We start from the raw sequence: 26,352 nt of genomic DNA, 5'->3' as shown, positions 1-26,352 counted from the left end.
GAATGATGAATAGCGTCACATAGGCAACAGCGCCAGCTTGCCATACTGTCACGGTAACAAATTTTTAGCCCCCTGTTATACCCGAGCAGGTTGGCAAAGAGTGTGACAAGGCGCAAAAGCTGCCAATTCAAACAGATAGACGCACATAGCGCGCGAATTCGCTTCACTAGGTATCCGTAATAGCTTTTGTTATGCTTACCTGCTGACTGAAAGGCATGTGAAATTATGGAATCTTGGTATCTACTGTATTGCAAACGCGGCCAGCTGTTGCGGGCGCAGGAACATTTGGAACGGCAGGCGGTGAACTGCCTGAGTCCGATCATTACGCTGGAAAAAATCGTGCGTGGCAAACGTACCGCGGTCAGCGAACCCCTGTTCCCCAATTACCTGTTTGTGGAATTTGACCCTGAGCGCATCCATACCACCACCATCAGCGCCACGCGCGGCGTCAGCCACTTTGTGCGTTTCGGTTCACTACCGACGATGATTCCACTCAAGGTAATAGAAGAACTGCGGGCACATACCAGCGACAGCTATGTCGATCCGGAAACGCCACAGCCGGGCGATACCGTGCTGATTACCGACGGCGTGTTCGAAGGGCTGCACGCGATTTACACCGAACCCGACGGTGAAGCTCGCTCGATGCTGCTACTTAACCTGATCAATAAACAGGTCACACAAAGCCTGGATAATCGCCAGTTCGAAAAAATGTAAACGTAGCGGGCGTGTTTTGTGCCCGATAGCGGCTTACTCAGGTCAATTGGAAGATGCGGCGCGCATTTTGATCGGTTATCTGCCCCAGCCACTGAGGATCTTCCTGCCGCCAGGCGGCGACCTGTCGGACAAGGTGGGGCAAAAAACCCGGTTCGTTGCGGCGAGATGCCGGTTTGGGCTGTAAATCCCGTGGCAGCAGATAGGGAGCATCGGTTTCCAACAGCAAACGGTCCGCCGGGATCTGCGGCAATAATGCGCGCAACGCCAATCCACGCCGCTCGTCGCATACCCAGCCGGTAATGCCGACGGACAACCCAAGGGACAAACAGTCCGTTAACTCTTCTGCCGTACCGGTAAAACAATGCACTACGGCAGCGGGCAATTTATCCAGCCATGGCGACAGCAGTGCAACAAATCGCGAGTGCGCTTCACGGCAATGCAGAAACACCGGCATCTGCAAATCGGCAGCTAACGCCAACTGCGCGCTGAATGCCGCTTCCTGTTGGTCGGGCGTAGAAAAGTTTCGATTGAAATCCAATCCACATTCACCGATTGCCACCACCTCTGGCCTACCGGCCAACGCCCGTAGCTGCTCGGCGGTCTGCGTATTCCATTCACTGGCATGATGAGGATGCACACCGGCAGTCGACCAGCAATAATCGCGATAATCTTGCGCCAGCGCGCTGGCGGCCAGACTATCCTGTACGCAGGTGCCGGTTATCAGCATACCGGTTACGCCAGCCTGACGCGCGCGATCCACTACCTGTGCGCCATCTTTGGCAAATTGAGAACTGGTCAGATTAACGCCAATATCAAACATGGTTTTTCCAAAGCAAAAACCGCCCAATCAGGGCGGTTCAGAGAAACAGATCAAGGCACCGGGTGCTCATCACCCTCGTCTTCTTCTTCCGGCTGTGGCCGGCGCTTGCCAACGTAGAACCTGGCGCAGAACACCCCGACTTCAAACAACAGGTACATCGGGATCGCCAACAGAGTTTGCGAAAATACGTCCGGCGGCGTCAGCAGCATTCCTACCACAAAAGCCCCGACCAGAACGTAAGGCCGCTTCTTGCGCAGATCTTCAGGCGTGGTGACACCGCTCCAGCAAAGTAGAATGATTGCCACCGGCACTTCAAACGCCACGCCAAAGGCCATAAACAGCGCCATGACGAAATCAAGATAGTTATTGATATCGGTAGCAATCAGTACGCCAACCGGCGCGGTTTTGGCAAAAAAACCAAACGCCAGCGGGAACACGATGAAATAGGCAAATGCCATGCCCAGATAGAACAGCAGGCTGCTGGAAAACAGCAGCGGCATCATCAGGCGACGTTCGTGTTTATACAGCGCCGGAGCGATAAATGCCCAAACCTGATACAGAATGACCGGGGCAGAAACGAACACCGAAACAATCATCGTCAGTTTGATCGGCGTAAAGAAAGGCGAGGCCACGTCGGTGGCTATCATACTGGCCCCTGCGGGCAGCTGCTTGATTAACGGTGCAGAAACCAGCTGGTAAATATCATTGGCAAAAAACACCAATGCGATAAAAATCACCAGTACGCTGATAATCGAGTTCAACAGACGCTTACGCAGTTCAATCAGATGACTGATAAGCGGCTGGGTTTCTTCAACAGCCATGTTTTAACGATCGCCATTAGGTTGGTGAGACGCAGGGGTTTTACCCACAACAGGTTCGATGCTGGCCTTGGTCGCGTGTTCGGCAGCCGGCAGCGACTCAGGCGGCGCTACCGGCGGCGAATTTTCCACTGCTTTAGGCGTGGCGGCCGGAGCCGTCACGCTACTTGCCGCCTCAGCAGGGGTGACGCCGTCATGTAGCGCCTCCGGCTCGGTTACCAGCGGATTATGAATCGTCGGAGCAGGGTCATCGCCATGGTCGGTATACGAGCGTTTCAGCGATTCAGCCGCATCTTTCAGTTCATCCATCGATGCCTTCAGCTCTGGCGTCAGATTCTGCAACCCGGCCTGCTCGGCCTTTTTCAAACTGTCCTGCAGTTCTTGCAGCTTCAACTCTTGAGACAGTTCGTTTTGCACCGACGCGGCCAGCGAACGTAGCGCGCGGATCCAGCCCGCAACCGTTCTTACCGCGACTGGCAATCGTTCCGGCCCAAGCACCACCAAACCGATTACCAATACCAGCAGCAGTTCACTAAACCCAATGTCAAACACGGTTTATACCTGCTCTTTGTTCTTCGACTCTTCAGTTTTCGCTTCCGGCTGCTTATCGGTGATAGGCTTAGCCGTAAAGTCAGCATCGTGACTGTTTTTTTCAGTGGTGTTCGCTGGCGGTGTATTATCATCGCCAATCGCTTTTTTGAAGCCCTTGATTGATGCACCGAGATCTGACCCCAGAGTACGGAGTTTATTGGTACCGAACAGCAGCACCACGATCACTGCGATGATCAACAATTGCCAAATACTAATACCGCCCATTCCAATTACCTCTATCTTTACAGGGGTTATTTCAATTTGCCGCATTATACGGCAATTTTTAACCAGGTTACGAGCCCCTCAGCGCCATTCTCGTCATACAGCGGCACCGAGAACGTGGGCAAAGGGGAATATATTCAGCTCGCGCGTTTCCAACCCACTAGCCAGGCGACGACTCCGCCGGCCATCATCCAGGCCGGGAGCACCTCGGTGCCCCCCAACAGTAGCATCGTGCCACTGACTAACAGTGTAGCGCCAACGCCGAACAAATAACGTGATTGGCCTTGGCGAACGCGCTGCGCCTGCATTTGGTGAGTCAGCTTATCGACGCTTTGTTGCAACAGTTTGTGCTGTTGCAAACTGTCATAAAATAATTCAGGTAATTCAGGAAGTTTCTCCGCCCAGAACGGGGCTTTTTCCTTCAGCGCGCGCACCACTGCGGGGATGCCGACCTGATCGCGCAGCCAGCTTTCCAGGAACGGCTTCGCCGTGGTCCACAGATCCAGTTGCGGGTAGAGCTGCCGCCCCAGACCTTCAACATACAACAAGGTCTTCTGTAATAACACCAGTTGCGGCTGGACTTCCATATTGAAACGGCGCGCGGTATTAAACAAGTTCAGTAATACGTTGCCGAAAGATATTTCCGCCAGCGGCTTTTCGAAAATGGGCTCGCATACGGTGCGAATGGCAAACTCAAAGTCCTCGACGTTGGTATCACGCGGTACCCAGCCGGAATCAACGTGCAACTCCGCCACCTTGCGATAATCCCGGTTAAAGAAAGCAATAAAGTTTTCAGCGAGATAGCGCTTGTCGTCTTTGTTAAGGGAACCGACGATGCCGCAGTCGATGCCGATATAGCATGGATCTTCCGGATGTTCGTAGCTGACAAATATGTTGCCTGGGTGCATGTCGGCGTGGAAAAAGCTGTCACGGAACACCTGGGTAAAGAATACCTGGACACCACGTTCTGCCAGCAGCTTCATGTTGGTGCCCTGCTTTTCCAGCGTAGGGATATCGGAAACCGGTATGCCATAGATGCGTTCCATCACCAGCACACTTTCGCGACAGTAGTCCGAATAGACTTCCGGCACGTACAGCATCGGGCTGCCTTCAAAATTACGGCGCAGTTGGATGGCGTTCGCCGCTTCACGCAGCAGGTTCAACTCATCCAGCAGGGTCTTTTCATATTCGCGCACCACTTCACGCGGGCGCAGACGGCGGCCGTCCGGCAACAGCTTCGGCACCCAGCCGGCCAAACGGTACATCAGGCGTACATCGGCCTTGATAATCGGCCCAATATCGGGACGAATCACCTTCAGCACCACTTCCTGACCGTTGCTTTTCAAGCGCGCGGTATGCACCTGGGCAATGGAGGCGGAGGCCAGCGCCTGCTGGTCAAAATCGTCAAACCATTGTTCCAGTGGGCCCCCCATCGCCAGTTCAATATGCTGGCGCGCCAACGCGCCGTCAAACGGCGCTACCCGATCCTGCAACAGGGTCAGTTGATCGGCAATCTGCGGCGGGAACAAATCACGCCGCGTCGACATCATCTGGCCAAACTTGATCCATACCGGGCCCAGCTCTTGCAATGCCAGCCGTAAACGCTCGCCCAACGGTTTGTCCTTGTGACGATTTGGCATCCAGAACAGCAGACGGCGACCAATACGCAACGGCAGCGTCAGCCGTATCCTGGGAATCAGTTCATCCAGGCCATAACTGAGAAAAACACGCACGATCAAATACAGGCGGCGTAGTTCGCCAGGGGTCATCGCTTACCCTCCAACTTGTCCATGCGGACTAACAGGGATTCAACATCGCGGCTCACCGCATCCACTTCTTCATTGAACCACACGACTTCCAGGGAACCTGGCGCCACGCGCCATTCTTCGGTCAACGTTTCCGCCACGTAATGCAGTTGGCTTTGCACCCCCGCTCTAAGCAGGCCGGCGCCTTTGCCGAACACCTGGGTGATACCTTGCGCTGCGATATCGCCGACGTAAGGAGCCAGCCATTCCGCCGGATCCCATTCAGCCAGATCGAGTAATCCCACCAGTTGTTGGACAACCTGTATATCGCCTTCGACAATCAGCTCGCCGCTACGCATCAGCGGTGACAGCTGCTGACGATCGCGCAACTTCAGCAGCACCGGTATTCGGCTTTGCACCGTACAGTCGGCGCTGTCTTCCGATTGGCCGAGCACGTCTACCCGCTGCTCGCTGAAGATCAGTATCAGCGGCGAGGAAAACTCTTGCAGTTCGATACGCAGCACTTTGCCGGCCAAGCGCTGACGGGCCATCTTCATGCTACGATCGCGGAACAGCAGACTATTGAGCGTGGTTTCCAGCACGCCGGTCAGCAAGGGGGTTAACAGCATCGGCATATCCATATCAGAACTTGAAGCCGCGATGTAAAGCGACAATGCCGCCGGTCAGGTTGAAATAGCTGACGTTTTCAAAACCGGCGGTCTGCATCATGCCTTTCAGCGTTTCCTGATCCGGATGCATGCGAATCGACTCGGCCAGGTAACGGTAACTGTCCGGATCTTTCACCACCAGTTCGCCAATCTTCGGCAATACGTGGAAGGAGTAGGCGTCGTAGGCTTTGCTCAACGGCTCCAGCAGCGGCTTGGAAAACTCCAGCACCAGCAGACGGCCGCCCGGCTTCAGGACGCGGAACATGGAACGCAGTGCCTTGTCTTTGTCGGTGACGTTGCGCAACCCGAAGGAAATGGTAATGCAATCGAAATAGTTGTCCGGGAACGGCAGCGCTTCGGCGTTGGCCTGCACATAGCTGATGTTGCCGACAATGCCACGGTCGCGCAGTTTTTCGCGGCCCATCTTCAGCATCGATTCGTTGATATCCGCCAGCACCACCTGCCCTTGTTCACCCACCATGCGGGAGAACTTGGCGGCCAGGTCGCCAGTACCGCCGGCCAGATCCAGCACGCGCTGGCCCCGGCGCACGCCGCTGCAATCGATGGTAAAACGCTTCCAGACACGATGGATGCCAAACGACATCAGATCGTTCATCACGTCATATTTTGCGGCTACCGAGTGAAAAACGTCAGCAACCATGGCCTGTTTTTCTTCACGGGCTACGGTGCGAAAACCGAAATCGGTGGTTTCCTGCGATTGATCTGCCATTGTCCTGCCTGCTATTCAGTCAATTTTGTGTTGTGGAGTGTACCAGAACCCGGCGAAATACCCCACCTTGCAGCGGCGTTCAGCCTTGCGATGCGTGGCGTGATTCCCGGCCGTCCTGGTCATCATGGGCTTCTGACAGCGCGCTGATGTGTTCCTCGTCCGCCGCCGGCGAATCCCCCCGATCCTGAGCGCTGGCCTGCTGCGCCAACAGCGGGTTGATCGGGCGTTTTACTTCGACCCCCAGCGCGCGGAAACCTTCAGTCTGGCCGATAAGATTACCACGGCCTTCACTCAGTTTGTTCATCGCCTGGCGATAGCTCCCCTGCGCTTTGTCGAGGCTTTGCCCCAACGCCGACATATCATCGACAAACAGCCGCATTTTGTCATACAACCGCGCAGCACGATCGGCGATACGCTGGGCGTTCTGGCTCTGATGCTCATAGCGCCACAGGTTGGTGATGGTACGTAACGCCACCAGCAGCGTGGTCGGACTAACCAGCATGATATTGTGCTTCAGCGCTTCGCTGATCAATTCGGGCTCCCGATCTATCGCCAACAGGAAGGCCGGTTCGACCGGGATAAACATCAGCACGTAATCGAGCGAGCGCAAGCCCGGTAATTGCTGATAATCCTTGCGGCCCAGCAAACGAATATGCCCGCGCAGCGATGCGATATGTTCGCTCAACGCCGCTTCTCGCTCCGCGTCGTCTTCGCTGTTGAAATAGCGCTCGTAGGCCACCAGCGACATTTTGGCGTCGATCACCACGTCTTTCCCCTGCGGCAACCGCACTATTACGTCCGGCTGCATACGACTCTGGTGATCCAGCCGCACGTTGACCTGGGTTTCGTATTCATGACCTTCGCGCAGGCCGGACGCTTCGAGTACCCGGCTCAGCACCACCTCGCCCCAATTGCCCTGGGTTTTGTTATCCCCTTTCAACGCCTTGGTGAGGTTGATCGCCTCCCGAGCCATCTGGGCATTCAACTGTTGCAGATTACGGATTTCATGCGTCAGGGTATGGCGCTCCCGTGCCTCCTGACCAAAGCTGTCCTGCACCTGGCGGCGGAAACCGTCGAGCTGTTCACGCAGCGGCAGCAGCAGGCGATCCAGACTCTGCCTGTTCTGTTCATCCACTTTACGACCGCTGTGCTCAAATATTCGGTTGGCCAGGTTTTCGAACTGGGTAGTCAGACGCTGCTCGCTATTGATCAGCAGGCGCTGTTTTTCCTCTGCGGCCATGCGCGTTTCTTCCAGACGGATAGTGACTTCGCGCAGCTCGGCTTCCTGCACGCTGTTCACCTCACGCTGGGCGCGCAGTTCCTGATTCAGCAGTTCGCATTCGTTGCGCCAGTGCTCGAGCTGGCTCAGCTTTTCCTGCGTCGCCGCCAGTTGCCCGTGCACGTTGCGCAGCTCGAGATCGTTTTGCCGCAACTGCTGTTCCTGGCGCTGTAGCGTTTCCTGGCGCAGCGTGATGTCCTGCTGCGCCTGATGCAGCGACTGCTCCAGCAGGCGCAGTTCGGTTTCGTGCTGCGCCTGATTTTGCTGAACCCGCAAATTGGCGATCAACCACCCGAGCAATAAGCCGACCACGCTCCCGCCAATACCGTAAATCAGACTGGTATCCACCCTGCCTCCCGTTACCCTGTTCTATTCCAGCGCGTAACACGCCCGCTGCGGTCACGTTAAGGGGAGACTGTATGGATGTCCAGCCTGATTTGCATGTTGCAGGTAATAATGCGAAACGCTGAGCAAACAGCAAAAGCGCTAACCAAACCACTGGCTTAGCCACTTGATACCAAATGCGCCCGGCGCAAGAATGCCGAACGCCCAAATCATCGCCGAGGTAATATTGGCCAATTGAAAATAGCGCTGCGGCATGGCACAGATGCCGCCGACCAGCGGCACTACGGCGCGCAGGGGGCCAAAGAAGCGCCCGAAGAAGATGCCGAGCACGCCCCAGCGTTCAAAAAACGCGTGGCCACGCACCAGCAGTTGCGGATTGCGTGACAGCGGCCACATATGCGCCACCCGCTGCTGATAATGGTAGCCGACCCAATAGGAAAGCCAATCGCCAAAAAAGGCGCCCGCCGCCGCGGCAGCCCAAATCGGCCAGAACGCAATGCCGCTTTCGCCAATCAGCGCCCCCAACGCCAGCAGGATCACCGTGGCTGGCAGCAACAGCGACAGAAACGCCAGCGATTCGCCAAAAGCCAGGAAGAAAATGATGGGAATGGCCCAGCCCTCGTGCTGCCGCACGACTTCGCTGACCCAGTGGATAATGTCGTTCAGATTCAAACCCGTCTCCTTGATACCGGATATCCTTTGCCCAAGGATACGCAATGCCCGCCGACGTTGGTTAAACCCCGGCTAAACATTGCGCTTGCTGTACGACTATTCCAGATAGTGCGCCCGCAGGGTTTCGCGCTGGCTGTCCCCCAGCCCGTACTCCGCTTCCAGCCAGCGATCGGTGCTGCCGTACTGTGTATCGATGCAGCCAAGCGCAGTCATCAGGAACTCTTCGCGAGCGCTCAATACGAAGGCAAACTGCGCCAGCGCCGCGTCGTTCAGGCGAATGGACAGCTGATCCAGCATATGTTCGCGGAAGCTGGCCAGCGTGGTTTCCGTCAGCAGATAGTCTTCCACAACCGTGGCCCGGTCTGCCCCCAGCGCGAACAACACCAGTGCCGAACCGATGCCGGTACGGTCCTTGCCCACCGCACAGTGCTGAACAATAGCGCCGGCGTCCGGCTGCGCCAGCAGGTTGGCCAACTGCCGATATGCCGCATTGCCAAACGGCAATCGACGATACAGTTCCAGCATGAAGGCCCGCGCGTCAAAGTTTGCCAGGGTTTCGCTGGTCAGGCTTTCCAGGTTGGCGTTAACCTCGTTGCTCAACGGGTTGGCCGGGAAATGGTGGTAATCGGCACCGCTCCACAGCACATCCGGTTTGGCTTGTACTTCGTCGGCATCGCGATAGTCGAGCACTGACCGTACCGGCACGCCGGCCAGAAAGGTACAGTCATTTTCGGTCAACCGTTCGAGCGAACCGGAACGAAACAGTAAACCGCGTTTGATACGGCGGCCATCGGCCACGCTGTTGCCGCCCAAGTCACGGAAGTTGATACCACCGTCAAGCGGCGCAAGTGAAGGATGAAGCAGAATCTGGGCAGTCATAGACATCCTCTTGATTATTGTCGAAGAAAGCACCAGCGGTGCCAAGACAACGCGGCAATCATGACGATCTGCCGACGCCGGAGAAGACCACCGTAACAGATTACGCCTGAATGGAGAAACGGGCCGCGTGAGGGCCCGTTGCATTGGAGGATTACAGCAGGCGACGCGCCGCGTCCACCACGATTTGCACCGCATGGCTTTCGGTTTGCTTCATGGTTTCCGCATTCGGAATTTCCTGCTGGGTACGGTTAACGATCACGCCGGCCACCATACCGGCACGCAGGCCCTGACTGGCGCACATGGTCAACAGCGTCGCGGATTCCATTTCATAGTTCATTACGCCCATGGATTGCCACTCTTCCATCGAGCCTTTGAACCGGCTGACCACGCGACCGGAATAGGTATCATAACGTTCCTGGCCCGGGTAGAAAGTATCGGAGGACGCGGTCACGCCAATATGCGTGTTGGCACCGCTGGCTTTGGCTGCTTCAACCAACGCGGTGGTGCAGGCGAAGTCCGCTACCGCCGGGAATTCCATTGGCGCAAAATGCAGGCTGGCACCGTCAAGGCGTACCGCCGCCGTGGTCACCAGCACATCACCGACGTTGATATGCGGCTGAATCGCGCCAGTAGTACCAATGCGCAGGAAAGTGCGAATGCCCAGTTGCGCCAATTCCTCTACTGCGATAGAAGTGGAAGGGCCGCCGATGCCAGTCGAGCAAACGATAACCGCTTTGCCGTCCAATTCTGCACGCCATGAGGTGAATTCACGATGGGACGCCAGATGCACTGGGTTTTCCATCAATTTGGCGATTTTCTCTACACGCTGCGGATCGCCAGGAACAATCGCAAGCTGAGCCCCTTGTAAATCATTTTTGGTGAGGCCGAGATGGAAAACATCAGACTGAGACATAAGAGACTCCTCATAGATCAGATTATTGGGAGGAACAAAAAAGTACTCTACTGAAAATCAACGCCCTTTTTCGTGACCAACATCACCACCAATAAAGAAACGAATTACGATCTACATAATTTTTGTGATTTATATCACAGAAATGGCCGTTCTCACCGCTGCGTTTTGTCCAAGTCTAGCCACTACAGGCACACGCACCACGATGACAACCGGGCGCAATCTTACCTATAGTTACTTGCAGAACTGCTTTTCTCTTGCATGGAGACCGCAATGAAAACCGAATACGTGATGACATTAAAACAGGCCAAAGAGGGTTTTAATCCGGCCACCACGCCGTTGGCTGCAACCACTGTTTATACTGACGACGCAGGCATTCATGCGGGTGAAACCACCATTCCGTCACAGGGTGACGACCTGCCGGCCTTTATCGCCAAACCGGCCGCTCATAACGGCCCCTTCCCGGTGGTACTGGTGGTACAGGAAATCTTCGGCGTTCATCAGCATATTCAGGATCTGTGCCGCCGGCTGGCTAAAGAGGGCTATCTGGCGATCGCGCCTGAGCTGTATTTCCGCCAGGGTGAAGCACGAGATTACAGCGATATCAGCGAACTGCTGCAAAAACTGGTCAGCAAAGTGCCAGATAAGCAAGTGCTGATCGATTTGGATCATACCGCCAATTGGGCCATACGCCATGGTGGCGATGCCAGCAAGTTGGCGATCACCGGTTTTTGCTGGGGTGGGCGCATTACCTGGTTGTATGCGGCGCATAACCCGCAACTGAAAGCCGCCGTCGCCTGGTACGGCAAATTGGTGGGAGAGAAAACCCTCAACTCACCGAAACACCCGGTGGATATCGCCACACAGCTGACGGCGCCGGTATTGGGGTTATACGGCGGGCAGGACGGCAGTATCCCGCAGGAAACGGTGGAAAGTATGCGCCAGGCGATCCGCGCCGCCAACGCGGATGCCGACATCGTGGTCTATCCGCAAGCGGGCCACGCGTTTAACGCCGATTACCGCCCCAGTTACCATGCCGAATCGGCGCAGGACGGCTGGCAACGCATGCTGGACTGGTTTATCCAGCATGGCGTGGTGGGGGTGAAATAAGCACCGCACGGGCTCGGCCACGCCGGGCCCTGAGAGTTACTCCAGTTGCAGCGTGCCAAATGCCGCCTGCCAATCCTGCTCAAACTTGACCACCGCCGCCTGTACCGCAGGCGCATTAATAAACTGCTGCGCAATTTCCGGTGGCAAGGTTATCGCCCCGCACCCCGCCAGCAGGCAATCCAATGCCTGACGCGGGGTTTTGAAACTGGCAGCCAATACCTTCGCTTGCGCAGCGTGACGTTCCAGTAACTGCTGCAGCTCTGCGACGGTGGCAATGCCGTTGCCTCCCTGCGCATCGATGCGATTAACATACGGCGCCACATAGTCCGCCCCGGCCAATACCGACAGCAGCCCTTGTGCCGCACCATAAACCGCGGTGCCCAAGGTAGGTATCGCCAAGCTTTTTAACGTCTTGATCGCCGCCAGCCCTTCCGCGGTCACCGGCACCTTCACCACCAGCCCCGGCACCCGTTCATTCAGGCGTAGCGCCTCTTCGACTATCTGCGGCGCATTGTTTGCCATGGTCTGGGCAAATAGTCTGCCCTCTCCCCCTAACGCTTCATGCAGCGCCGGTAACACCTCCCACAGACTGGTGCGTGAGCTGGCAATAATGCTCGGATTGGTGGTTACGCCCTGCAAAGGCAGAATACGTGCCAGCCGTTTTACTGCGCCGACGTCGGCGGTATCGAGATAGAGTTCCATCGATGTTCTCCAAAAAATAGGGTGCCAACGCGCCCTGCGGTGAATTACAGTTCAAGCTCTTGTTGCAACAATGCTTCTACCTGTGGTGCCGACGCCGCATTGACCAACGCCGTGCGAAACTCGTCATGCATGATGCGCCGGGCCAATTTAGAAAAAATACGCATATGCCGGTCGCCTGCCGCATGTTTATTCAACGTCAACATAATGACGAATCGCACCTCTTCCTCGCCCCATATCACCGGTTGTGACAGCCTGGCGACGCTGATGGTCGACTGCTCAATATGTTCGGATTTGCTATGCGGTATAGCGAAGCCAAAACCCAGTCCGGTGGAAAACACCGCTTCGCGCGCCCACAGATCGGCTGCCAGCTTGCGCGGGTAACGGCAGCGCCCCGCCAGCAGCAGATTATCCGTCATGCCCTTGATCACCTCCTCTTTACTGCGCCAGTCAGCGCCGAGCGCAATGCAGGATGGCGAAATCAATGGGACATCGCGTTGCTCCATGCGGAACTGCGCCAGCAGGTGTTCAACTTCCAACGAGGTGCGGCACGCCATCGCCCGGTTGAGCAACAGGCGGCATTCGCGGCTATCCAGCTTGACCAGCCGCGTCTTGGTCGCCGGGATCGAGGGGGAGCTCATGCTGATTTCATCCAGTCCCAGTCCCACCAGCAACGGCAATACCGAACCTTTTGCCGCCAATTCGCCGCACAGCCCGATCCATTTGCCATGGCGATGCACCGCAGCTACCGCATGGTCCAGCGCGCGCAGGAAAGCCGGGTTCAGACTGTTGTAATGCTTGATGACTTTGGCGTTATCGCGATCCACCGCCAGCAGATATTGGGTCAAGTCATTGCTGCCAATGCTGAAGAAATCGATCTCCTCGCAACACTGATCGATGATGAACATCACCGACGGCACTTCCAGCATGATGCCCAGTGGGATTTTTTCATCGAACGGGATTTGCTCGGCACGTAACGCCTGCTTAACCTCGGCCAGCTGTTCCTTGACCCACAGGATCTCCTCCATTGACGAGATCATCGGGATCATGATTTTCAGCGCTCCGTGCGCCGAGGCGCGCAGGATCGCCCGCAGTTGGGTATGAAACAGCGGCAGAAACTCCTGGTAGATGCGTACCGCGCGATAACCGAGAAACGGATTGTTTTCTGAAGGAATATTCAGGTAATCCACCGGCTTGTCACCGCCGATGTCCATGGTACGAACGATAATCGTCTTGCCGTCGGCGGCCTCTACCGCCTGGCAGTAAATATTGTAGAGTTCGCTCTCCGTAGGCGCGCTTACCCGATCCATATACAGCATTTCAGTGCGAAACAGCCCAATCGCCTCAGCGCCGTTGCCAAATGCCGCACTGGCCTCCACGGCGTGCGCAATATTGGCTGCCACCTCCATCTTCACGCCGTCACCGGTGCGGCCAGGATGATGCAGATAGGCACTTTGCTGTTGTCGCAACTGGTCATTCAGCCACTGCTCCTGCTGATAGTAACGCTGCACCGGCGGGTTCAATTCGCAGACCACCAGGCCAAGGTCGCCATCGATTTGCACCTGCTGGCCAAGATAGTTTTGCAACAGTTCGGCATTCACCCCCACCAGCATGGGGATATTGAACGATCTGGCCAGAATGACGGTGTGCGACGTGCTGCCGCCGCTGGCTAGCAGCAACCCCTTCAGATGACGTTTATCCAGTTCGAGGAACTGGCTCGGCGTCAGTTCCTCCGCCATGCAAATGCTGGCTTCGCTCAACGCCCGTTGAGAGGGAAAACGCTGGCTGCCATAGATTTGCTGCAGCAGTTGGAAACCGACGTCACGTATATCCAGCTGGCGTTCGCGCAGATAAGCGCTATTTGAGCGCGCCAGACGCTGGCTGAAATAGGCCGCGGCAGCAACGATCGACCGGGCACAGCTTTCTCCGGCTTGTACTGCGTCCAGCAACCGCTGGCGGAAAGCGTCATCGCGTACCAGCGAGCGGTGTGCGACCAACACCGCACTGGTTGCGCCATTCCCTTCCATCAGTTGAAGTTCCAATGCCTTATCCAATTGTTCCAACCCGTCCAACAGGCGGCTTTGCTCCTGCTCCAGGCCGTCGGCTGGCGGTAAATCCGCCAAGGCATTGAGATCGATAGCCGCCAGATGCAGCAGTTTACCGCTGGCGGTGCCCTGACATACCGGGCGGCCACGCACCAGCGTCGGCTGCAGATTGGCCAGCGACAGCGGGACAGGTTCCTGTTCGGCGCAGGGTTCAATCGTCGGCAAGGCATCATCGCAATGCCTGAATTCGTGTGCGATAAACTGGCTCAATCTGTCGAATGCCGCTTGTTCATCAACCCCTTCAATGGTGACCTGGCAGCTATCTCCCAGCAAAATATCCGCGCCAATCAATGACAATACGCTCTTGCCATCGCCGGTCAGCTCATTACGGGTGTTATGCCACTGAAAGCATGATTGAAAACCGTTGCACAGGGTTTCGATGTGGCTGGCGGGACGAGCATGAACGCCGTTAGGCAGCTCGCAGGTAAACGTGACGATTTTGGCCATTGGAATGTCCTCCTACCCTGACAATGATGAACCACAGCGGTTTACCCTCAGAATAAAAGCCGTTCCGCGCTACGCCTATGCGACAAAAATGCCAAATACTGGACAAATGTAATCTAAACACTTAAATGCGATATCGCTCACAAAGCAATACTGAACTCACCGGCAAGTCATTTCGTCGCAATTTGCGTTTGATCTCATTTTTCCACTGACATTACAAAAATCCAGTAAATGGCAATTTTTTCCACTGTTGGCGGCGTGGCCGGATGCCTATGGTGATAGACAACAACCTTTCTCCGTCAGGGGTTATTTCTTACTGATGGTTTGTGTTCTCAAAACCCTCGTGTTCTGACCAGGGAGTGAATGATGAAAGACCTGCTCAACATACTCAAAAACACCCGCCAGCATTTGATGTCCGGCGTTTCCCATATGATCCCGTTCGTGGTGGCCGGCGGCATTCTGCTGGCGGTTTCCGTCATGCTGTATGGCAAAGGCGCGGTGCCTGACGCCGCAACCGATCCCAACCTGAAAAAGCTGTTTGATATCGGCGTTGCCGGCTTGACGCTGATGGTGCCGTTCCTGGCGGCCTACATCGGTTATTCGATCGCCGATCGTTCGGCACTGGCGCCGGCAGCGATTGGCGCCTGGGTAGGTGCCTCATTCGGCGCCGGTTTCTTTGGTGCCATCATTGCCGGCCTGCTGGGCGGCATCATCGTGTTTTACCTGAAGAAAATCCCCGTCCCGAAGATCCTGCGTTCGGTGATGCCGATCTTCGTGATCCCGATTGTCGGCACGCTACTGACCGCCGGCATCATGATGTGGGGTCTGGGGGAACCGGTCGGCGCGCTGACTACCGGCCTGACCCGCTGGCTGCAGGGTATGCAGCAGGGCAGCATCGTGGTGCTAGCCATCATCATGGGCCTGATGCTGGCTTTCGACATGGGCGGGCCGGTGAACAAGGTGGCCTATGCCTTCATGCTGATCTGCGTGGCGCAGGGCGTCTATTCGGTGGTGGCGATTGCCGCCGTTGCCATCGCCACTCCGCCACTGGGGCTGGGTTTCGCCACGCTGATTGGCCGCAAATATTATTCGCTCGAAGAGCGTGAAGCGGGCAAGGCCGCACTGCTGATGGGCTGCGTTGGCGTAACCGAAGGGGCGATACCCTTTGCCGCGGCCGATCCGCTGCGGGTGATCCCTTCCATCATGATCGGTTCAGCCTGCGCGGCGGTCGTCGCCGCGCTGTTCGGCGCTCAATGCTATGCCGGCTGGGGCGGGCTGATCGTGCTACCGGTGGTTGCAGGCAAGCTCGGTTTTATCGCCGCCTTGCTGACCGGCATGGTGATCACCGCCCTGCTGGTTAACCTGCTGAAAAGCCGGGCAGCCAAACAGCAAACCGCTGCTACCCGCGAACAAAACGATCTGGATTTGGATTTTGAAATCAACTGACTACATTGAGGAAATGACCATGGCCAACATTATTGCCGTCACCGCATGCCCCTCCGGCGTCGCACATACCTACATGGCCGCCGAGGCCATTGAACACGCCGCTACCGCCAGAGGCTGGCCATGCAAAGTGGAAACCCAGGGTTCCATCGGGCAGGAAAACCCGCTGACGCCAGAAGACATCGCCGCCGCCGACATCGTGATCCTGACCAATGACATCGGCATCAAGTTTGAAGAGCGTTTTAAAGGCAAAACCGTGGTACGGGTCGCCATCAGCGACGCGGTCAAACGCGCCGACGCCATCATGAACAACATTGCCGCTCATCTGGCGCCCACCGCCTGACGCCCTGTCCCGACGCCGTTGGTCGGGATTACCCCCGGTTTGTCGCAGAAGGATAAAAAGATGACCTCTCGTATCGAACGCCTGAAAGCCGCTTTATTTTCCGCCCCACGTGAAATTTCACTGGAGCGTGCGCTGTTGTACACCGCCAGCCATCGACAAACCGCTGGGGAACCGACCATTATCCGGCGGGCGAAGGCCAGCGCGCATATTTTGGATCGCGTCGCCATCAGCATTCGCGACGATGAACTGATCGCCGGCAACCGTACCGTCAAACCTCGGGCCGGCATCATGTCACCGGAAATGGATCCCTACTGGCTGCTTAAAGAGCTGGATAGCTTTGCCACGCGTCCGCAGGACCGCTTTACTATCAGCGAAGAAGACCAGCGGATTTACCGCGAGCAACTTTATCCCTATTGGGAAAAACGCTCGATGAAGGACTTTATCAACGGCCAGATGCCAGAGGAGGTGCAAGCCGCCACCCAGACGCAAATCTTCAGCATCAACCAAACCGACAAGGGCCAGGGGCATATCATTATTGATTACCCACGGTTACTCAACCTCGGCATGGACGCACTGCTGGCGGAGTTGCAACAGTACCAGCAGCAACGGCCGGAAAACGCCTTCTACCAAGCCGCCCTGCTGCTGCTGCAAGCCGCTCAGCGTCATATGCTGCGTTATGCGCAACTGGCACGCGACATGGCTGCGCAGGCGGCCCTGCCACGGCGCCAGGCCGAACTGCTGCGCATCGCCAACGTCACCGAATGGGTGGCGCATCACCAGCCGCAGGATTTCTACCAGGCCTGCCAGCTGTTTTGGTACATAAACATCATTCTGCAATATGAATCCAACGCCAGCTCGCTGTCGCTTGGCCGTTTCGATCAATACATGTTGCCGTTCTATCAGGCATCGTTGAGTCAGGGGGAAGATCCCGCCTGGTTGCGTGAGCTGCTGGAAAGCCTGTGGGTGAAGTGCAACGACATTGTGCTGCTACGCTCAACCGCCAGCGCCCGTTACTTTGCCGGTTTCCCCACCGGTTATACCATCCTGCTGGGCGGGTTGACCGAAGCTGGCCATAGCGCGGTCAACGCCCTGTCGTTTCTCTGTCTCGACGCCTACCAGAGCATTCAACTGCCGCAACCCAACCTGGGCGTGCGAGTGAATGAATTTATCGATCGGCCATTCCTGCTGAAAACCGCCGAAACCATCCGGCTCGGCACCGGCATACCGCAAATATTCAACGATGAAGTGGTGGTGCCGGCGTTTCTCAACCGCGGCGTATCGCTGGAAGATGCGCGTGATTATGCGGTGGTCGGCTGCGTCGAACTGTCGATACCCGGCAAGACCTACGGCCTGCATGACATCGCCATGTTCAACCTGCTGAAAGTCATGGAACTGGCGCTGCTGGACAACGAAGGCAATACCACGCTGGGCTATCCGCAACTGCTGGAGCATATCCGCAACAAAATTTGCCATTACGTCAGGCTGATGGCCGAAGGCAGCAACGTTTGCGATATCGGCCACCGAGACTGGGCGCCGGTACCGCTGCTGTCATCGTTCATCGCCGACTGCCTGCAAAACGGCAAGGACATTACCGAAGGCGGCGCGCGTTATAATTTCTCTGGCGTTCAGGGCATCGGCATCGCCAACCTGAGCGATTCGCTGTATGCGCTTAAAGGGCTGGTGTTCGATCAACAACGCCTGAGCTTTGACCAACTGTTAGCCACGCTGAAAACCAACTTCGCTACCCCCGAAGGCGAGAAAATCCGTGCACGTTTGCTCAATCGTTTTGCCAAATATGGCAATGACGTTGATGACGTTGACCTTATCAGCGCCGATCTGCTGCGCTTTTACTGTAAACAGGTAGAACAATACCGTAACCCGCGCGGTGGGCAATTCACCCCCGGATCCTATACCGTATCGGCCCACGTACCGCTGGGGGCAGTGGTCGGCGCCACGCCGGACGGGCGTTTCGCCGGCGAGCAATTGGCAGACGGCGGCCTTTCGCCGATGTTGGGGCAAGATGCGCAGGGCCCGACCGCAGTGCTCAAGTCGGTCAGCAAACTGGACAACTACCTGCTTTCCAACGGCACGCTACTCAACGTCAAGTTCACGCCAGCCACGTTGCAGGGCCAGCAGGGGCTGAACAAACTGGCGGATTTCCTTGGCGCGTTCAGCAGACTCAAGCTTCAGCACGTGCAATTCAACGTCGTCAACGCAGAAACGTTGCGTGAAGCGCAGCAGCGACCACAGGACTTTGCCGGCCTGGTGGTGCGCGTCGCCGGGTATAGCGCATTCTTCGTAGAACTATCGAAGGAGATCCAGGATGACATCATCCGTCGTACAGCGCATCAACTGTAGCCTGATCGCTCCCGGCGTCACCCGAACCGACGGACTGCCGCCGCAGGGTCGCATCTTCAATATTCAACGCTATTCGTTGAATGACGGTCAGGGCATCCGCAGCGTAGTGTTTTTTAAAGGCTGCCCGCATACCTGCCCATGGTGCGCCAACCCGGAATCGATGTCCGCCGGCATCCATACCGTGCGCCGCGAAGCCAAATGTCTGCGCTGCCAGCCGTGCCTGAATGACGTTGATGAGTGCCCGAGCGGCGCGCTGGAGCGTATCGGGCAAAACGTGACGCTGGAGACGCTGTTACAGCAATTGCTGCAGGACGAGGTGTTTTATCGCGCTTCCGGCGGCGGCGTCACGCTCTCGGGCGGTGAAGTGCTGATGCAGGCCGGATTCGCCACCGCGCTGCTGGCGCGTTTGCAGGCGCTGGGGATCAACACCGCGATTGAAACCGCCGGCGACGCGCCACTGCGCAGCCTGCTGCCATTGGCAGCGCACTGCGATCAGGTGCTGTTTGATCTGAAAATCATGGATACGGCGCAGGCCAAACGGCTGCTGAATATCAATCAACCACGGGTGTTGGCCAACTTTGCCGCGCTGTCGGCAGCGGGCGTCGCGCTGATCCCCCGCCTGCCGCTGATCCCGCATTACACCCTGCATAAGGAAAATGTGGCGCAGATCCTGGCTTTTCTCGCGCCTTTCGCGTTAAAAGAGATCCATCTGCTGCCTTTCCATCAATACGGTGAGGCCAAATACGCGCTACTTGGACGCGACTATGCGATGCGCGGCGTTGCGCCGGCCAGCGAACAGCAGATAGCGCCGCTACGTGCGATGGCGGAAGCGGCAGGTTATCACGTCATCATCGGCGGTTAACTCAACGCAAAGGGGGTGAGTATGTCGATCAAACTGGTAGCGGTAAGCGCCTGTGTCAGCGGCGTCGCGCACACCTATATGGCGGCAGAAAGGCTGGAAAAACTGTGTGCACAGCAGAAGTGGCCGGTCAAAATTGAAACCCAGGGCGCGCTGGGTATCGTTAACACCCTGACTCACGAGGATTTGGCACAAGCCGACGTGGTACTGTTGATTACCGATATTCTGCTGGCTGACAGTGAGCGCTTTATCCACCATCGCTGTGTGAAAATCGGCATCAATACGTTTTTACGTTATCCGGAAAAGGTCTTGAGCGCGGTGCGTAAGGCGGCCTCTTCGCCGCAGGAGACCCATATCCAGATGGGGTGATTATTCGCGTTGTTTCAGCTCGCTACGGTACTGTCCGCGATATTCAGACGGCGAGCGTTCGGTGTTCTTACGGAAAATCCGGCAAAAATAGTTGCTGTCGACAAAACCACAGGCGTGCGCCACTTCCTTCACCTTCATGTCGTAACGCTTCAGTAAATGCTTTGCCTGTTCCAACCGTACGTGGTTCAAATACTCATTAAAACCGACGCCGCCAGCCTTTTGAAACAGATGCGACAGATAATTGGGCGAGATATAAAACGCCTGCGCCACGGATTCACGCGTCAGTGGTTCCCGATAATGCTCCTCCAGGTAATCACGTACCGCACCGAACAGTGCCTGGCTGCGTGACGCAGTCTGCACACACGAGCCAAACAGGTCGAGCGCATGGCTCAGCAAACCTTTAACCAGAAAACGCGCGGTGCCCTGATCGCTCTGGTGCCACGCCAGTTCATGCAATGCCTGTAACATGAACGAACCGATGCGAGGCCCGCGTCGGGCGACGTTATCCTTGCCCAGCAGCACGGTGTTTTCACCGTCCCATTTCAGCAGGCTATAACCAAGCTGCTGTTTGCCAAACAGCAGGCTCAGCGTGGTCACCGGCCGCTGCCAATGGGGAATATTCCATCCCTGCGCCGGAACGAACAGCACATCTCCTGGCCGCAACGCTTGCTGGACCACATCCAGGTTGCCCTCCCATTCAACCCGCAGTTCGCCGTCGATCACCAGCTCCAGCCGGGGAAAATTGACCTGGTACGCCAGCTCCGGCGCCGGTTTTTGATTACCGGCAAAATAAACCTGACCGATGCCTTTAACATCGTCCAGCATGGGTGACAACACGCTCACCAGTGGATGCTTCATTGCCTCGATCCTGCATCAAAATAGCGATATCACTGGATAATAACGGATTGCCGCAGTGAAAAAGTACCCACAGGACAATAAAAACATCTGACATCAACGCTTGAACAGCATCATCAAGACAAACAGCCCGCCCAGCCCACCGGTGATCACGCCGATTGGCAACTCCTGCGGCGCCATCAGGGTGCGACTGAGCAGGTCGCCAGCGGCCAACAGCACGGCTCCGAGGATCGCCACCAGCGGCAGCAGCGCCCGGTGACGCACACCGCATAACGGGCGAGCCAGGTGCGGCACCATCAGGCCGACAAAACCAATCACTCCGGTAAGGGCCACCAGCGTGGCGGTTGCCAGCGCGCAGCACAGGAAGACTTCACTACGCAGGCGCGTCAGATGTACGCCAAGCGAAACGGCGGTCTGTTCACCGCTCAGCAAGGCGTCCAGCGCTCGCCAACGCCAGCAGATGAATGCCGCCAACAGCAGATTGGCAGCAGCAGCCAGCCACAGATTATCCCAGGCTGCCAGACCCAGCCCCCCCAGTGACCAAAACAGAATAGCGCTCGCCGCACGCTGATCGCCGGTGAAAACCAGGTAATTGGTCAGGGCGCCAAATAAAAATGAAATTGCCAGACCGCTGATAACGATGCGCTCGCTGCCTCTCTCCTGTTGCAAACGTAGCAGTATCATCACCGCCAGGGCAGACGCCAGACCGCCGGCGAAGGCCGATACCGGCAAGGTCCAGTGGCCCAGCCGATCGCCTAACCGGGTTATCACCGCCACCGCCCCTGCCGACGCCCCGGAGGACAGACCAAACAGAAAAGGATCCGCCAGCTCATTACGCGTGGCGGTTTGCAACAGTGCGCCCACCATGGCCAGCCCGGCACCGGTCAAGGCCGCCAACAGCACCCGCGGAATGCGTAGCTCAATCACGATGCGCGCGGTCATCGGCGACACCGGCTGATGGTTGAGCCCCAGCATCGACAGCAGTTGCGTCAACGGTACCCGGGTGGTGCCAATGGCAATACCGGTCAACATCAATGCCGCCAATATGACCAACAAGATCCCCACGACGATGACATAACGCAGCCGCCGGTCGGTCAATGCAGCACTCCCGGGTACAGCACCTGCGCCAGTTTCTCTATCGCCGCGACGTTAGCCGGCCCGGGAGTCAGCTCGGCGTATTGCAGGCGTAAATAGCGCTGATGGCGCACCGCCGGGGTATGTTTCATCAGCGGATGCGTGGCGAGAAACTGCTGTAACCGGTCTGCGCTGCCGGCCTGTTGATAGTCCAGCAGCACAATCACGTCCGGTTGCCGAGTGGCCACCTCTTCCCATGAGGTGGTCGCCCAACTGGCCGCCAGCGTATCCATCACGTTTTTGCCGCCGGCCGCCTCAATCAAGGCAGTTGGCATGGCATATTTGCCGCTGGTAAAGGGTTTATCCTCGCCTGAATCATAAACAAAGACCTTTTGCACCGGCCGTTGGCCAATACGCTGCCGCAGCGTGGCCAGCCGCTGCTGCCATTGGCTGACCAATTGCTCGGCGCGCCGTTGCTGGCCGAATATCTTGCCCAGCTTGAGCATGTCGTCGTACAGCAACGCCATACTGGCACGTGGCCGCGCGTGCTGGGTCCAGATGCAGCTTTCGCTCAATACCAGGGTTTTGACGCCGTATTTCGCCAACGAGCGCGGCGTGACGTCACCGCCAATTTTCATGCCGTAATTCCAACCGGCAAAGAAAAAGTCCGGGTTAACCGCCAGCAACGTCTCCAACGAAGGGTACTTGGCCGCCAACTCGGGAATCTCCCCCTGCTGTCGCTTGAATTCAGCGCTAGATTTATACCAGCCGGAAATGCCGGTCACCCCGACAATCTGCGGTTGCAGCCCTAGCGCAAACGCCATTTCAGCCATATTCAAATCGTTGATCACCGCCCGTTGCGGTGCTGCAGTGAAGGTCAGCGGCTCGCCGCAGCTGTCCACCGTGACGGGAAAGGCCAAAGCCGAGATCGGCGATGCCAGCAGGCCCAGCAAGTACCATAATGTCCTTTTCATCGTATTGTTATCCTGCGCGCTGTGGCGCTTCAAAGATATGTAGCGGTTGGCCGGTGTGTGGGTGGGCAATCACAAAACTGTCGAGGCCAAACACCGGGTTGATACAGTCGGCGGCCAGAGCGCGAGACGGGATATCACAGCGGACCAGCCGGCCTCGTTCGATGACCGCCACCCGATCGGCAAACGGCGCCACCAGCGCCAGATCGTGCAATACGGCGATCGCTGCGATGCCCTTGCGTTTCACCCAGTTCAGCAGGCTGGCGCGGGCCAGTGGATCGAGATGGTTGGTCGGCTCATCCAGCAACAGCAGCTGCGGCGTTTGGGCAAAGGCGCGAGCCAGTGCCGCCCGCTGTCGCTCCCCTCCCGACAGTCGCCCAAGACGTTGATGTCGTAATCCCCGCATGCCGGTTTCGGTCAACGCGTGTTCAACCAGTTGCCGATGACGCTGCGCGCTGTCTCGCCCCTGGTACGGCAATCGGCCCAGTTCGACGTATTCGCTGACGCTAAGCTGTGGATGCGCACTGTCACTTTGCGCCAACAGCGCAATGGTTCTGGCTCGCTGCAAGCGGCTCAACTGCGAGAGAGGACGACCGTCAAAGTACAGGTCACCAGAGGTCGGCGTAAGCTCGCCGGTCAACGTACGCAGCAGCGTCGACTTGCCACTGCCGTTCGGCCCGATGATCGCCAGGCATTCCGCCGGTCGCAGATCCAGGTTGATATCAGACAGCAACGGCTTGCCGCACCCCGTGGTGTAGCCGAGCCGCTGCAGTTGCAATAACGCACCGCCGTGAGAGTCAATGGACAACAGAATACACCCCTAAACAAAAGATATGTTATAACATAACATACATAGCTCATGTGCTTCCTGCAATCCCCTCATTGCGCCACGGCGCGATGTGGCAAAAAAAAGGGAGCCGAAGCTCCCCATCATGATCAACAACCGCAACGCCCCGCGGGTCGGCCGCCAGAGGTCATTATGCGGTTGCGCGCAGACGCTGGGCAGCCAGCACCATATTCGCCAGCGATTGGCGCGTTTCCGGCCAGCCACGGGTTTTCAGGCCACAGTCCGGGTTCACCCACAGGCGTTCCGCTGGAATGTTTTGCGCTGCCTTGCGCAACAGCTCTTCAATCCATTCCACGCTTGGTACGTTTGGCGAGTGAATGTCATATACGCCCGGGCCGATTTCATTTGGATATTCAAACTCTTTAAACGCCTCCAGCAGATCCATATCAGAACGTGAGGTTTCAATGGTGATCACGTCCGCATCCAGCGCCGCAATGGAGTCCATGATGTCATTGAACTCGCAGTAACACATGTGGGTGTGGATCTGCGTATCATCACTGGCAACCGCAGCGTTGAGTTTGAATGCATCCACTGCCCAATCCAGATAGGCCGCCCAGTCGGACTGGCGCAGCGGTAAACCTTCACGCAGCGCAGGCTCGTCAATCTGGATAATGCCGATGCCGGCCTGTTGCAAATCGTCGACTTCGTCGCGCAGCGCCAGGGCGATTTGCCTGGCTATCACATCGCGAGTGACGTCTTCACGCGGGAACGACCAGCACAGAATGGTCACCGGACCGGTCAGCATGCCTTTTACCGGCTTGTCGGTCAGCGACTGGGCAAACGTCGCCCATTCGACGGTGATTGCTGCAGGGCGGCTGACATCACCGATAATCACCGGCGGTTTCACGCAGCGCGAGCCGTAACTCTGTACCCAGCCGTTCTGAGTGAAGGCAAAGCCGTCCAGGTTTTCACCGAAGTATTCCACCATGTCGTTACGCTCGGCTTCGCCATGCACCAGCACGTCCAGGCCGAGACGTTCCTGTTCAACGATCGCCTGTTTGATATGCTCGCCGATGCTGGTGCGATAGTTGCCGCCGTCCAGCCGCCCCTGCTTGAAATCAAGACGCAGACCGCGGATTTCAGTGGTTTGCGGGAACGAACCGATGGTGGTGGTTGGCCACGCTGGCAGATTGAAACGTTCGCGCTGCGCCTGGGCGCGCTGTGGGTACCGGCTACGGCGTTCACTGTCCTGCGCGCTGACGGCGGCCAGGCGTTTTTCTACCCGTGGGTTATGTACCCGACTGGATTGTTGGCGAGCGCGGATTGGCGCGCTGTAGGCGTCCAGCTTCGCCTGTTTTTCCGCATCAGGCGCATTTAACGCGGCGCTCAACAGCGCCAGTTCGGCACATTTCTGTAATGCGAAGGCAAACCAGCTCTTCACTTCTTCATCAAGACGCGTTTCCACGCTCAGATCGATTGGGCTGTGCAGCAGCGAGCAGGAGGTGCCGATCCACAGCGGACGGCTGCCCACCAACGGTTGCAGACGCTCGGCCCAGCGGCTCAGATCCGCCCGCCACACGTTGCGGCCGTTAACCACCCCCAGCGACAGCAGCCAATCTTTTGGCAGCGCGTTATTAACCGCGTCGATATCGTCATCACCGGCAACCAGATCCACATGCAAACCTTGCACCGGCAGGGTCGCGATGGTGGCCAGATTGTGGCCGATGCTGTCGAAATAGCTGGTTAGCAGCAACTTGACCTGGCCTTGCAGCGCGGCGTAAGCCGGCTGGTAAGCGTCCAGCCACGCCTGCGGCAGCTCCAGCACCAGTGCAGGTTCGTCGATCTGTACCCATTCGATGCCGCGCTTTGCCAACTCCGCCAGCAGTTGCTGGTATACCGGCAGAATGGCGTTCAGCAGCGACAGGCGGTCAAACTGCTCGCCCTTGACCTTACCCAGCCACAGATAGGTGACCGGCCCCAGCAGCACCGGCTTGACCTTGTGGCCCAGCGCCAACGCTTCATCAACTTCGTCCAGCAGTTGGGTCCAGCCCAGTTTAAATTGCTGGCCCTGGTGGAATTCCGGCACCATGTAGTGATAGTTGGTATTAAACCATTTGGTCATTTCCGCCGCCGCCGCCGGTTCACCGGTCGGCGCACGGCCACGGCCAATGCGGAATAGCGTATCCAGATCGATGGAACCATCCTGATTCTGATGGCGTGCCGGTACGTTGCCCAGCAGCAGGCTGGTAGTCAGAACATGATCGTACCAGGCAAAGTCGCCGACCGGCACCAGATCCACTCCGGCCTGCTGTTGCTGTTGCCAGTGACGGGCGCGCAGTTCGCGGCCAACCGCCAGCAGTTCTTCCTGCGTGGAGTTACCAGCCCAGTAGCTTTCTTGCGCTTTTTTCAGCTCGCGACGCAGGCCAACGCGTGGAAAACCCAGAGTGTGATTCAAAATTGCCATCGTCATATTCCCCATTTAGCCGTCCAGATGTTTACACATCCATAATCAGCAGGTAGTGTATTAACCACAAGCGCAATT

At 57.1% G+C, this 26,352-nt stretch carries 25 protein-coding genes; 7 read left to right on the top strand and 18 right to left on the bottom strand.

What is annotated here, in order from left to right:
- Positions 1–225 precede the first annotated feature (225 nt).
- A complete protein-coding gene (rfaH, locus tag ACCC84_RS20380) occupies positions 226–714 on the top strand; it encodes a transcription/translation regulatory transformer protein RfaH (protein ID WP_004957680.1) in 489 nt (162 codons plus the stop codon).
- 37 nt (positions 715–751) lie between these two features.
- On the opposite strand, the gene tatD is transcribed toward rfaH, so the two are convergent.
- The 11 genes from tatD to udp form a co-directional block, all read right to left on the bottom strand.
- On the bottom strand, positions 752–1,534 hold the full coding sequence (tatD, locus tag ACCC84_RS20375; RefSeq protein WP_273868742.1) for a 3'-5' ssDNA/RNA exonuclease TatD: 783 nt from the start codon (positions 1,532–1,534) through the stop codon (positions 752–754).
- Positions 1,535–1,584: 50 nt separating this feature from the next.
- Positions 1,585–2,355, bottom strand: coding sequence for a Sec-independent protein translocase subunit TatC (gene tatC / locus ACCC84_RS20370; protein ID WP_004957672.1), 771 nt, complete (start codon positions 2,353–2,355; stop codon positions 1,585–1,587).
- A gap of 3 nt (positions 2,356–2,358) precedes the next feature.
- Entirely contained in the window at positions 2,359–2,904 is a 546-nt protein-coding gene (gene tatB / locus ACCC84_RS20365; RefSeq protein ID WP_371902214.1) for a Sec-independent protein translocase protein TatB, read from the bottom strand.
- Positions 2,905–2,907: 3 nt separating this feature from the next.
- Positions 2,908–3,168 carry a Sec-independent protein translocase subunit TatA gene (gene tatA, locus ACCC84_RS20360; protein ID WP_088499812.1) on the bottom strand — a complete coding sequence of 87 codons (261 nt, stop codon included), beginning with the start codon at positions 3,166–3,168 and terminating at the stop codon, positions 2,908–2,910.
- A 134-nt stretch (positions 3,169–3,302) separates the two neighbouring features.
- A complete protein-coding gene (gene ubiB / locus ACCC84_RS20355) occupies positions 3,303–4,934 on the bottom strand; it encodes a ubiquinone biosynthesis regulatory protein kinase UbiB (protein WP_004957665.1) in 1,632 nt (543 codons plus the stop codon).
- On the bottom strand, positions 4,931–5,539 hold the full coding sequence (gene ubiJ / locus ACCC84_RS20350) for a ubiquinone biosynthesis protein UbiJ (protein WP_371902213.1): 609 nt from the start codon (positions 5,537–5,539) through the stop codon (positions 4,931–4,933). The genes ubiB and ubiJ overlap by 4 nt, the downstream gene beginning before the upstream one ends.
- A 13-nt stretch (positions 5,540–5,552) precedes the next feature.
- On the bottom strand, positions 5,553–6,308 hold the full coding sequence (gene ubiE, locus ACCC84_RS20345; protein WP_004957660.1) for a bifunctional demethylmenaquinone methyltransferase/2-methoxy-6-polyprenyl-1,4-benzoquinol methylase UbiE: 756 nt from the start codon (positions 6,306–6,308) through the stop codon (positions 5,553–5,555).
- Positions 6,309–6,387: 79 nt separating this feature from the next.
- Positions 6,388–7,935, bottom strand: coding sequence for a DNA recombination protein RmuC (gene rmuC / locus ACCC84_RS20340; protein ID WP_273868732.1), 1,548 nt, complete (start codon positions 7,933–7,935; stop codon positions 6,388–6,390).
- A gap of 138 nt (positions 7,936–8,073) precedes the next feature.
- Complete coding sequence (locus ACCC84_RS20335; protein ID WP_039991574.1) at positions 8,074–8,604, bottom strand: DedA family protein; 531 nt, start codon at positions 8,602–8,604, stop codon at positions 8,074–8,076.
- A 96-nt stretch (positions 8,605–8,700) separates the two neighbouring features.
- The gene (locus ACCC84_RS20330; RefSeq protein ID WP_039991571.1) at positions 8,701–9,483 is read right to left on the bottom strand and encodes a tyrosine-protein phosphatase; all 783 of its coding nucleotides are present in this window, start codon (positions 9,481–9,483) and stop codon (positions 8,701–8,703) included.
- Positions 9,484–9,634: 151 nt separating this feature from the next.
- Positions 9,635–10,396, bottom strand: coding sequence for a uridine phosphorylase (gene udp, locus ACCC84_RS20325; RefSeq protein ID WP_004957645.1), 762 nt, complete (start codon positions 10,394–10,396; stop codon positions 9,635–9,637).
- 270 nt (positions 10,397–10,666) lie between these two features.
- On the opposite strand from udp, the gene ACCC84_RS20320 reads away from it, so the two are divergent.
- Positions 10,667–11,503, top strand: a complete 837-nt coding sequence (locus ACCC84_RS20320) for a dienelactone hydrolase family protein (protein ID WP_039991570.1) — start codon at positions 10,667–10,669, stop codon at positions 11,501–11,503.
- Positions 11,504–11,539: 36 nt separating this feature from the next.
- Here the strand turns inward: ACCC84_RS20320 and fsa are convergent, their stop codons facing one another.
- Positions 11,540–12,205 (bottom strand): fructose-6-phosphate aldolase, encoded by a 666-nt coding sequence (gene fsa / locus ACCC84_RS20315; protein WP_004957638.1) that lies wholly within the window; start codon positions 12,203–12,205, stop codon positions 11,540–11,542.
- Positions 12,206–12,249: 44 nt separating this feature from the next.
- Positions 12,250–14,754, bottom strand: coding sequence for a phosphoenolpyruvate--protein phosphotransferase (gene ptsP, locus ACCC84_RS20310; protein ID WP_004957635.1), 2,505 nt, complete (start codon positions 14,752–14,754; stop codon positions 12,250–12,252).
- A gap of 363 nt (positions 14,755–15,117) precedes the next feature.
- Between ptsP and ACCC84_RS20305 the strand changes: the two genes are divergently transcribed.
- Genes ACCC84_RS20305 through ACCC84_RS20285 form a run of 5 tightly spaced genes read left to right on the top strand, consistent with a single transcriptional unit; the run spans position 15,118 to position 20,123 of the window.
- Positions 15,118–16,197, top strand: coding sequence for a PTS fructose transporter subunit EIIC (locus tag ACCC84_RS20305; protein WP_039991567.1), 1,080 nt, complete (start codon positions 15,118–15,120; stop codon positions 16,195–16,197).
- Between the two features lie 19 nt (positions 16,198–16,216).
- On the top strand, positions 16,217–16,537 hold the full coding sequence (locus ACCC84_RS20300; RefSeq protein ID WP_371902211.1) for a PTS fructose-like transporter subunit IIB: 321 nt from the start codon (positions 16,217–16,219) through the stop codon (positions 16,535–16,537).
- Positions 16,538–16,597: 60 nt separating this feature from the next.
- A complete protein-coding gene (locus ACCC84_RS20295; RefSeq protein WP_039991564.1) occupies positions 16,598–18,895 on the top strand; it encodes a formate C-acetyltransferase in 2,298 nt (765 codons plus the stop codon).
- A complete protein-coding gene (locus ACCC84_RS20290; protein WP_198774055.1) occupies positions 18,861–19,757 on the top strand; it encodes a [formate-C-acetyltransferase]-activating enzyme in 897 nt (298 codons plus the stop codon). The genes ACCC84_RS20295 and ACCC84_RS20290 overlap by 35 nt, the downstream gene beginning before the upstream one ends.
- Positions 19,758–19,778: 21 nt before the next feature.
- Positions 19,779–20,123: a PTS fructose-like transporter subunit IIB gene (locus tag ACCC84_RS20285; RefSeq protein WP_004957615.1), complete on the top strand. Its 345-nt coding sequence runs from the start codon at positions 19,779–19,781 to the stop codon at positions 20,121–20,123.
- Here the strand turns inward: ACCC84_RS20285 and ACCC84_RS20280 are convergent, their stop codons facing one another.
- The 5 genes from ACCC84_RS20280 to metE all read right to left on the bottom strand — a co-directional run bounded on the left by ACCC84_RS20280 (position 20,124) and on the right by metE (position 26,289).
- Positions 20,124–20,981: an AraC family transcriptional regulator gene (locus tag ACCC84_RS20280; RefSeq protein ID WP_004957613.1), complete on the bottom strand. Its 858-nt coding sequence runs from the start codon at positions 20,979–20,981 to the stop codon at positions 20,124–20,126.
- Between the two features lie 93 nt (positions 20,982–21,074).
- A complete protein-coding gene (locus ACCC84_RS20275; RefSeq protein ID WP_004957610.1) occupies positions 21,075–22,076 on the bottom strand; it encodes a FecCD family ABC transporter permease in 1,002 nt (333 codons plus the stop codon).
- Positions 22,073–23,026, bottom strand: coding sequence for an ABC transporter substrate-binding protein (locus ACCC84_RS20270; protein ID WP_198774057.1), 954 nt, complete (start codon positions 23,024–23,026; stop codon positions 22,073–22,075). Before ACCC84_RS20270 ends, ACCC84_RS20275 begins: the two co-directional genes overlap by 4 nt.
- A 7-nt stretch (positions 23,027–23,033) precedes the next feature.
- Positions 23,034–23,831, bottom strand: a complete 798-nt coding sequence (locus ACCC84_RS20265; protein ID WP_227745710.1) for an ABC transporter ATP-binding protein — start codon at positions 23,829–23,831, stop codon at positions 23,034–23,036.
- A gap of 169 nt (positions 23,832–24,000) precedes the next feature.
- Positions 24,001–26,289 (bottom strand): 5-methyltetrahydropteroyltriglutamate--homocysteine S-methyltransferase, encoded by a 2,289-nt coding sequence (gene metE, locus ACCC84_RS20260; RefSeq protein WP_371902210.1) that lies wholly within the window; start codon positions 26,287–26,289, stop codon positions 24,001–24,003.
- Positions 26,290–26,352: the final 63 nt, after the last annotated feature.

The sequence above is a fragment of the Serratia odorifera genome (genome assembly GCF_041448735.1).
GTDB lineage: Bacteria > Pseudomonadota > Gammaproteobacteria > Enterobacterales > Enterobacteriaceae > Serratia_F > Serratia_F odorifera.
The sequence above is the reverse complement of the archived record's forward strand: the minus strand, read 5'-3'. Positions and strand labels throughout refer to the sequence as shown.